This window comes from Sandarakinorhabdus sp., from assembly GCF_040398645.1.
Classification (GTDB): Bacteria; Pseudomonadota; Alphaproteobacteria; order Sphingomonadales; family Sphingomonadaceae; genus Sandarakinorhabdus.
The window spans coordinates 97,009-105,538 of sequence record NZ_JBBATR010000001.1; the positions used below are offsets into that span (position 1 = coordinate 97,009).

Annotated in this window: 9 protein-coding genes; 7 read left to right on the forward strand and 2 right to left on the reverse strand. The window is 63.6% G+C overall.

Annotated elements, in window-relative coordinates:
- The first annotated feature begins 2 nt into the window (after positions 1-2).
- From fdxA to ABWP50_RS00495, 3 genes are all read left to right on the forward strand, one after another.
- Complete coding sequence (fdxA, locus tag ABWP50_RS00485; protein ID WP_353216018.1) at positions 3-341, forward strand: ferredoxin FdxA; 339 nt, start codon at positions 3-5, stop codon at positions 339-341.
- Positions 342-682: 341 nt separating this feature from the next.
- Entirely contained in the window at positions 683-1,186 is a 504-nt protein-coding gene (locus ABWP50_RS00490) for a CarD family transcriptional regulator (RefSeq protein WP_353216019.1), read from the forward strand.
- 114 nt (positions 1,187-1,300) lie between these two features.
- Positions 1,301-1,987 (forward strand): head GIN domain-containing protein, encoded by a 687-nt coding sequence (locus tag ABWP50_RS00495; protein ID WP_353216020.1) that lies wholly within the window; start codon positions 1,301-1,303, stop codon positions 1,985-1,987.
- A gap of 12 nt (positions 1,988-1,999) precedes the next feature.
- Here the strand turns inward: ABWP50_RS00495 and ABWP50_RS00500 are convergent, their stop codons facing one another.
- Together ABWP50_RS00500 and ABWP50_RS00505 are read right to left on the reverse strand one after the other, a co-directional pair.
- Positions 2,000-2,578, reverse strand: a complete 579-nt coding sequence (locus ABWP50_RS00500) for a nitroreductase family protein (RefSeq protein WP_353216021.1) — start codon at positions 2,576-2,578, stop codon at positions 2,000-2,002.
- A 378-nt stretch (positions 2,579-2,956) separates the two neighbouring features.
- Positions 2,957-4,192, reverse strand: a complete 1,236-nt coding sequence (locus ABWP50_RS00505; protein WP_353216022.1) for a metal-dependent hydrolase family protein — start codon at positions 4,190-4,192, stop codon at positions 2,957-2,959.
- 186 nt (positions 4,193-4,378) lie between these two features.
- Here ABWP50_RS00505 and ABWP50_RS00510 point away from each other — a divergent pair, with 186 nt between their 5' ends.
- The 4 genes from ABWP50_RS00510 to ABWP50_RS00525 form a co-directional block, all read left to right on the forward strand.
- Positions 4,379-6,115: a peptide MFS transporter gene (locus tag ABWP50_RS00510; RefSeq protein WP_353216032.1), complete on the forward strand. Its 1,737-nt coding sequence runs from the start codon at positions 4,379-4,381 to the stop codon at positions 6,113-6,115.
- Between the two features lie 93 nt (positions 6,116-6,208).
- Positions 6,209-6,895: an NnrU family protein gene (locus ABWP50_RS00515; protein ID WP_353216023.1), complete on the forward strand. Its 687-nt coding sequence runs from the start codon at positions 6,209-6,211 to the stop codon at positions 6,893-6,895.
- Positions 6,892-7,707, forward strand: a complete 816-nt coding sequence (locus ABWP50_RS00520; protein ID WP_353216024.1) for an SDR family NAD(P)-dependent oxidoreductase — start codon at positions 6,892-6,894, stop codon at positions 7,705-7,707. Before ABWP50_RS00515 ends, ABWP50_RS00520 begins: the two co-directional genes overlap by 4 nt.
- A gap of 314 nt (positions 7,708-8,021) precedes the next feature.
- Positions 8,022-8,530 (forward strand): DUF4167 domain-containing protein (locus ABWP50_RS00525; RefSeq protein WP_353216025.1); only part of this gene is annotated, 509 nt, incomplete at its 3' end.

Here is an 8,530-nt window from a genome sequence, read left to right on the forward strand (position 1 = left end):
TCATGGCTTACGTCGTTACCGAAGCATGCATCAAGTGCAAGTATATGGACTGTGTGGAGGTGTGTCCGGTGGACTGCTTCTATGAAGGTGAAACCATGGTGGTGATCAACCCCAGCGAATGCATCGATTGCGGCGTTTGCGAACCCGAATGCCCGGCCGAAGCCATCTTGCCCGATACCGAGGGCGGCCTTGAAAAGTGGATGGAACTGAACGCCACTTATTCGGCGCAGTGGCCAAACATAACCATCAAGGGTGAAACGCCCGCTGATGCCGACGAACACAAAGGCGAAGACGGCAAATTCGACAAATATTTCACCGCGACCGCTGGAACCGGCAACTGAGCTTGCCAGCCCGGCGCTACACGATTTCCAGCGGCACAATCGTGCGATAGTGCCGCGCACATGACCGCGTTCACGGCCTTTGCGTGCCTCAACACGCCGTTATGGCGTTTGTGACAAGTTTCTGATACATGACCTGTGTGGCCGGCGTTTGACGCTGTCGCCACACCGCCGGCTTGTTCATCGCTGCGCCCATCTGCCGGGCTGATGACGGGTCAGATGTTGTGCAAGGCAGGCCGCGTGCGCTGGTTGGCATGATGAAGCAGCAGGCGCTGGCCCCGGGCCCGCCGCTGCACCATCCTGTATCTACTGGCTGCCGCTCAAGAGCAAAAGGACATTGATCGATGGCAAGTGCCAAGCCGCTTGGGTTCGAAGTGGGCGATTATGTCGTTTATCCAAAACATGGCGTGGGCCGTGTTGTTGAAATTCAGCATCAGGAAATCGCGGGCGTGCCGCTCGATCTGTTCGTGCTGCGCTTCGAAAAAGAGCGTATGACTCTGCGCGTGCCGATCAACAAGGTTGAGAGCGTTGGCATGCGCAAGCTGTCCAGCCAGGCCACCATGAACGAAGCGCTGACGACCCTGAAGGGCAAGCCGCGTATCAAGCGCACGATGTGGTCGCGCCGCGCTCAGGAATATGAAGCCAAGATCAATTCGGGCGATCTGGTCAGCATCGCCGAAGTGGTGCGCGATCTGCACCGCGCCGAAGATCAGCCGGAACAAAGCTATTCCGAACGCCAGATTTACGAGGCCGCCATCGGCCGTCTGGCTCGCGAATTGGCCGCGATGGAAAACATCGATGAGCCTGCCGCTCAGCAGAAGATCGAACAGGTGCTGAAAGCCGCCTGATCGAACCCGGCAAGCCGCGGTTCCGTTCGGCGGCGGCCAGACGGCGATAGCGGGGGCTTGCATTGCTGTCTCCCTTGTGTATTGTTAATGCAATACACAAGGGAGATAGACAAGATGACCCGTTTCGCCGCCTACATCCTCGCCAGCCTCGCTGCGGGCGCAGCCTTGTCGCCTGTACTGGCGGCGGACCGCCGATTTGATGCCACCGGCTTTGACCGTGTGGCCGTAAGCGGCGGCGATGACGTTACGATCCGGCAAGGGTCCAGTTTTTCGGTGGTGGCAACCGGCGCTGACAGCGATCTTGATCGCCTGGTGGTCCGCGTTGAAAAGGGTGTGCTCAACATCGGCCGCAAGCCCAGCATGCTGAGCTGGGGCAAGGATGTAGCCGTTACCGTCACCATGCCGGCGCTGCGCGGCCTGTCGTTGAGCGGCTCTGCCGATATCAAGGCCGACAAGGCTGCCGCCGACGTGTTTGATGTGCGGCTGAGCGGATCGGGCAACGTGGCCGTCGCCAGCGTCAATGCCAAAACCGCCAATATCAGCATTTCGGGATCGGGTGACGTGCGGCTGGCTGGCCAATGCGGCGCGCAGAATGTGAAAGTGGCGGGCAGCGGCGATGTCGATCTGTCGGGCCTGGCCTGCATCAACACGGCGATCAGCGTTGCTGGATCGGGCAATGTCATGGCCCGGGCCAGCGGGCAGGCCGATGTCAGGATCGCTGGTTCCGGCGACGTAACCGTGACCGGTGGTGCCAAATGCCTGACGAAGGTCGCCGGCAGCGGCACTGTTACCTGCAGCTGATTGCGCGACTGGTTAGCCGGCCCAGTGGCTGGTGATTGCCGCCATATCGGGCCGTGGCCGTTCTTCGAGCGGCTTGGCCTGGCTGCCGATGAAGAAAAAACCGGCGATACGCTCGGGCGCGGCGCCGCCAAGCAGCGCCAGCACTTGTTCGTCGTAGGCGGCCCAGCCGGTCAGCCAGTTGGCAACAAAGCCGTGCGCGTGGGCGGCAAGGCAGAGATTCTGGCAAAGGGCGCCGACCGAAAGCTCCTGCTCCCACAGCGGGATGTGGCTTTGCTTCGGGCTGGACAGCACGGCAACCAAGCAAGGTGACTGCACGGCAAATTGTGTAACGGCATCCTGCTCGAGTCGGCCAGCGCCGGGCTTGCCCGAGAGATAGGCCGCCAGCAACGACTGCGCAAAGGCATCGCGGTTTTCGATGACGACGAACCGCCACGGAAACAGCTTGCCGTGATCGGGCACGCGCGCGGCGGTGTGCAGCATTGCCGCCAGCTGCGCCGAATCGGGGCCGGGGCTGATCATATCGCGCGCTTTGCCGGAGCGGCGGGTGGCCATCAGGCTGGCCGGGGTGGCGGAATCGTTGAAACTGTCCATGGCGTTGTCTTATCCCGCCGCCCGGCCTTGTGCCAGCGCCGAACCGATGGAAAGGCTGGCGTCCATGCAGCGGCTTGAACATCGCTTTGGCTGCAGCCCGCCGGTTGTGCTGGCGCCGATGGCGATGGCCGGCTGCGGCTACGGCGCGCACGATTGTTTGCAGCCGTCATGGTGTCCGGATGCTGGCTTCCGGTGTCCCGCGGCTGGCCCGACGGGCTACGCTGCTGGCCCGATATGCCCAGATGGTGCAATAATTGGCACGCGGCTGTGGGCAACGCGCGAAGCGTTGGTGCTGGCCGCTGCGCACACCGCCGCGCTGGCGGCCGCTCCCCCGGCTTGCTGCCGAATGGCGCGCCGCGCATGGCTATTTGAACGCGCTCAATTGGGCTTCACCACTGCGCCGCCCTTCATCACAAAGCTGACGCGCGTCACCGCACTCAGATCGGCCGCCGGATCGCCCGGCACCGCGACCAGATCGGCCAGCAGGCCAGCCGCGATGCGGCCGCGGTCCGCCAAACCAAAATAGCGGGCATTGCCGGCCGTGGCGGCCACCAGCACATTGATGTTGGGCATGCCGGCCTTGGCCATCAACAGCATTTCGCGGGCGTTGGTGCCGTGGGTGAACACGCCGACATCGCCGCCCATGCAGATCGGCACGCCGGCTTTTTGGGCCAGCGCAAATGTGTCACGGTCTTGCTGCACATCCTTGGGCGCCGGTTCGGCACCGTTCCAGCCGCGATAGCGCGCGATGGCATCGCCGGCTGCCAGTGTCGGGCACAGCGCCACCTTCCGCTGGGCCATCAGCGCGAACACCGCAGCATCGCCTTCGCTGCCATGCTCGATCACATCCACCCCGGCCAGCACGGCGCGGCGCATGGCCTCGGCCGTGTTGGCGTGCACGGCCACCTGCCGGCCAGCATCGTGGGCAGCCATTACGGCTGCAGCGATCTCGGCCTGGGAATAGGTCGGGCGGCTGGGCTCTCCGGGCCGCCAGCGATAATCGCCGTATAACTTGACGACATCGGCGCCGCTGCCGATCTGGCGGCGCACTGCCGCCACCAGATCCGGCCCATCGGCTTCTTCGGCGCCTTGCGGAACCGGCGCAGCAAAGCCTTTCGGGCCGTAACTGCCCGGCGCGACCAGCGCGAGGGTGGCGACGATCATGCGCGGCCCCGGAACGATGCCGTCTTCAATCGCACGTTTCAGGCCGACATCGGCATAGCCGGCGCCTTCGCTGCCCAGATCGCGCACGGTGGTAAAGCCGGCCAGCAGCGTGGCCCGGGCATGCACCACGGCGCGGGCGACTCGGTAGGCCTGGCTTTCCTTCAGCACCTGATCGTCCCACGGCGTTTCATCATAGGGGTGCAGCAGCAAATGGCTGTGGCCTTCGATGAAGCCGGGCAGCAGCGTCTGGCCAGGCAGCGCGCGGCGCTCGGTGCCGGCTGGTACGGTGAGCGCCGGGCCGGCCGCCACGATGCGCTGCCCGTCCACCAGCACTTGCCAGCCGCTGTGCATCACCGCGCCATCAAATACCCGGTCGGGCACCAGCAGGATCGGCGCGGCAGCCGCCGGCATGGCAAACAGGGCAAACAGGGCGGTGAGAAAATGGCGCATGCGCAGCAGCATCGCCAACGCGGCCGCCAGCGCAAGCCCGAATCGCGATTCGCATGCATCGGCCAGCGGGTTTGCGGCGCTTGGCGTTCGGGCACGCTGCGGCTATCACGGGCGAATGGGGGCGGCCGCAAGCGCGCATTGCCCGCGTGAGGGAGACGGTAATTGAGCGAAAATGCAGCTGCGGCGATGGCAGATACGCGCCCGCAATGGTTTGGCCATCCGGCCCAGCTGGCGCGATTGTTCACCACCGAAGCCATGGAACGCTTTGGTTATTACGGCATGCGCGCGCTGCTCACGCTGTATCTGGCCGAACATTTCCTGTTTTCCGACAGCACCACCGCCAGCCTTTATGGCGGCTTCACGGCGCTGGTGTATCTCACGCCGCTGGTTGGCGGCTTGCTGGCTGACAACTATCTCGGATCGAAGAAGGCCGTCAAATTCGGCGCGATTCTGATGGCGCTGGGCTATTTCACCCTGTGTTTTGGCGGTGAAGCGGCCAGGCCATGGGCCAAGTTCGACGGCCAGCAATATGAAGTTGCAGTGGAAAAACAGGGCAATACCAGCATCCAGAGCGTGACGGTTGCCGGCCAGCCGCTGGTCATCAAGGGCAATGAAGATGGCAGCGTGAGCCTGGTTGCCGCCGATGGCAGCGAAGCACGCCGCATTGCCAAGGGCGGATTTGAAGCCGGCGGGGAGCGTGACGCGCTGTTCGTCACCATCATGCTGCTTGGCCTGTCAGCCGTCACCATCGGCAATGGTTTTTTCAAGCCGAATATCTCGACAATGGTCGGCAGCCTCTATGCCAAGGGGGACAGCCGCCGCGATGCCGGCTTCACCATCTTTTACATGGGCATCAATCTGGGGTCGCTGTGCAGCCAGCTCGCATGTCCGTTTTTGGCCGATGCCTATGGCTGGTGGGCCGGATTTTTGCTGGCCGCGATCGGCATGGCGCTCAGCTGGTTTCTGATCCAGTTCGCCGGGCCGAAGCTGGAAGGCTATGGCGAACCGCCAGCTGGCGCGCCCAAGCGTGATCTTGCGATCTATCTGGGCGCGATTGCCTGTGTGCCGTTGGCTTGGTTTTTGTTCACCAATCTGATGGCTGCGCCGCCGCCGGTGGCAGGGGCCGGGTTCCTTGGTTATCTCGCGGGCCTGCCGATCCTGGGCAAGGTGCTGTTTGCAACGTTTCTGGCCTGCGTTGTGCTGATCCCGATCTGGTCGATAATCTACGGCAATCGCGCCGAATGGCAGATGATGCTGGCGGCGATCGTGCTGATCGTGTTCAACGTGGTGTTCTGGACATTGTTTGAACAGGCCGGCTCCAGCTTGACGCTGTTTGCGGCGCGCAACACCGATTTGTCGATCTTTGGCCTGTTCGAAATCTCGCCGGGGCAGACGCAGTTTTTCAATGCCATTTTCATCGTGCTGCTGGCGCCGGTGTTCAGCATCATGTGGCAGTTGCTGGCCAAGCGCGGCCTGGAGCCGGGCATTCCCGTAAAATTCGGCCTGGCGCTGGCGGGTGTTGGCGGCGGTTTCCTGTTTCTGGTGTGGGGCACGCAATTTGCCGGCGATGATTTCAAGGTTGGTATCTGGTGGCTGGCCGGGCTGTATCTCATCCATTCGATGGCCGAATTGCTGATTTCCCCGGTCGGCTTGTCGATGGTCACCAAATTGTCCATCGCGCGCATCGTCGGCTTGATGATGGGGCTGTGGTTTGTATCGATTGCGTGTGCGCAATATGTTGGCGGCCTGGTGGCGCAGGTGGCGCAGGTGGAAACCGTTGGCGGGCAGGTGACCAACCTCAAGGTCAGCCTGGACACTTATGCCGGCGTGTTTGAAACCATCGGGCTGGCATCGGTGGCCATCGGCGGCGTGCTGCTGCTGATCTCGCCGCTGCTCAAGCGCCTGATGCACGGCGTGAAGTAAGGCTTGGCCGCACAGGTTGATCGCTACACTATAGTTGAAGGGTGTTCGGCTGCCGTCGGGGCAGCAATCATGGTTGATCTGGGGAGACGCCGGATGTCGGATCTGATGCTGCTGGGCCTGCTGATCGGGCTGTTTGTTGTCAGCCATGAGTTGCTGTCGCATCCGCTGCGCGCACCGCTGGTGGCCCGGCTGGGCGCCGGCGGCTTCGCCATCCTCTACTCCGTGGTGGCCCTGGGTACGCTGGGCAGTGCTGTGCAGCTGTGGCGGCAAATCCCGGGGCGGCGGCTGTGGGACACGCCGGCCGCCGTTTATGCGCCGGCACTGGCGGTGATGCTGATTGCGTTCATCCTGTTTGTCGGATCCGTGACGGCGCCCAATCCCGCCATGATGCCGGGCGTGACGGGTGAGCCAAAGGGCATGCAGCGCATCACCCGCCACCCGATGATGTGGAGCTTTGTGCTCTGGGCGGCGGTGCATATGGTCCTCACCGCCGATCCGCGCACCATCGTGCTGGCCAGCGGGATTGCGGCGCTGGCGTTGATTGGCACCGTCATGCAGGATGTGAAGAAGCAGCAGCAGGACAGCAACTATACTGCGCACATGGCGCGCACCAGCCACGTGCCGTTTGCCGCGATTCTGACAGGCCGTCAGCCGGTATCGGCGCTGTGGCCCGGCGCGGTGCCGGTGGTGGGCGGGGCGCTGCTGTGGTTCGTGTTTCTGGGGTGGGGCCATAGCTGGCTGATCGGTGTGCCGGCGGCGGGATGGAGTTACATGCAATGAACGTTGTTGCCGGCAAGACAATCTGGATCACCGGCGCATCGTCGGGCATCGGCAAGGGGCTGGCACTGGCGTTGGCGGCGCACGGCGCGCGGCTGGTGCTATCGGGCCGCAATCATGATGCACTGGCGGCGGTTGCTGCCGATTGCCCGGGCAGCCTGATCGAAGCGTTTGATGCAACCGATCTGGACGCGCTGCCCGGCATCGTGGCCCGCGTTGAAGCGGCCACTGGCGGCATCGACTGGCTGGTCAACAATGCCGGCATTTCGCAGCGCAGCCTGGCGCTCGATACGGAATTCGGCGTCTATCGCAGCTTGATGGAGGTGGATTTCTTTGCGCCGTTGCGGCTGACGCAATTGCTGCTGCCGGCGATGGTGGCACGGGCCAAGGATGGGCGTGTTGGCCGTATCATCAATAATGCCTCGGTGGCCGGCAAGGTCGGATCGCCGCTGCGCACTGGCTATTGTGCAGCAAAACACGCGCTGGTTGGCTGGTCGGATGCCTTGCGGGCTGAAATCGCTCAACACGGCGTGCAGGTGCATGTGCTGACGCCTGGGTTTGTTGCCACGGGCATCGGCGCCAACGCATTGACGGGCGATGGCAGCCAAAAAGGGGCTGGCGACGATCCGGTTGATGCGGGCATTTCGATCCACGAAGCGGCGGCGCAGATCATTGCCGGCATTCTAGCCGATATGCCCGAAATCCCGGTGGGCCGCGATGGCGCGCCCGAAATGCAGCTGCTCATGCTGAAACGGCAGGATCCGGATCGTTGCTTTGCCACCATGGCCGCAATGGCGCCAAAGCGCCCTCGTTGATGGCCGGTATGGCGGCGAACCCGCGTTTTTTCCTTGGCGGATGGGCGCAGCATCGCTAAGGCCGGCTTAGGTCGCTGGCGCATTCAGTGCAGCTGGCCGCCCTTCGCACATCGGCAGCAGGACTTTTGGCCACTGCACCGCACGCAGGCACCATCTGGTTTCGGGTGCAACACGGGGATGATGCGGACGGCTCCGATATTGATTTGCCCAAAGCGGCCGAATAGCGGCCAAGAACGGGGACGACGATCTTGATCAGGAACAACCAGCAGCGGCGGCGTCGGGGTGGCGGCAATAACGGACCGCGCCCGCAGCAAATGGCTGGCGGCAACAATTACGGCCCGCGGCTGGACAATCGCCAGCGCGGCAATGCCACCCAGTTGCTGGAGAAATATCGGGCGTTGGCGCGGGATTCCCAGCAAGCTGGCGACCGCGTGACGGCAGAATATTATCTGCAATATGCCGAACATTATTTCCGTTTGCTTGGTGATTATCGTGATCGCCCCGCCGATGCCCGCCGTGGCCGGGACGGTTATGATGACGACGGCAATCTGGACGGCGATGGCGACATGGGCGCCGAAGGCCCCGACGACGGTCGCGAAGACAGCGAAGATCGCAGCCCCCCGCGCCGTGACGACACACGCCGTGACGATACACGCCGTGATGACACACGCCGCGATGAGCGGCCCCGCGACGACCGGCCCCGCGCTGACGGGATGCGCGATGAGCGGCCCCGCGACGACCGGCCCCGCAATGACAGGCAGCGGGATGACCGGTCCCGCGAAGAGCGTCCCCGCGAAGAGCGCCCGCGTGATGAGCGGCCCCG

Bases quoted from the DNA above. Each gene is read 5' to 3' on its own strand.
- ABWP50_RS00495 (WP_353216020.1), top strand. From the start codon at position 1,301: ATGACCCGTTTCGCCGCCTACATCCTCGCCAGCCTCGCTGCGGGCGCA.
- ABWP50_RS00505 (WP_353216022.1), bottom strand. From the start codon at position 4,192: ATGCGCCATTTTCTCACCGCCCTGTTTGCCCTGTTTGCCATGCCGGCG.
- ABWP50_RS00520 (WP_353216024.1), top strand. From the start codon at position 6,892: ATGAACGTTGTTGCCGGCAAGACAATCTGGATCACCGGCGCATCGTCG.
- ABWP50_RS00490 (WP_353216019.1), top strand. From the start codon at position 683: ATGGCAAGTGCCAAGCCGCTTGGGTTCGAAGTGGGCGATTATGTCGTT.
- ABWP50_RS00510 (WP_353216032.1), top strand. From the start codon at position 4,379: ATGGCAGATACGCGCCCGCAATGGTTTGGCCATCCGGCCCAGCTGGCG.
- fdxA (WP_353216018.1), top strand. From the start codon at position 3: ATGGCTTACGTCGTTACCGAAGCATGCATCAAGTGCAAGTATATGGAC.
- ABWP50_RS00500 (WP_353216021.1), bottom strand. From the start codon at position 2,578: ATGGACAGTTTCAACGATTCCGCCACCCCGGCCAGCCTGATGGCCACC.
- ABWP50_RS00515 (WP_353216023.1), top strand. From the start codon at position 6,209: ATGTCGGATCTGATGCTGCTGGGCCTGCTGATCGGGCTGTTTGTTGTC.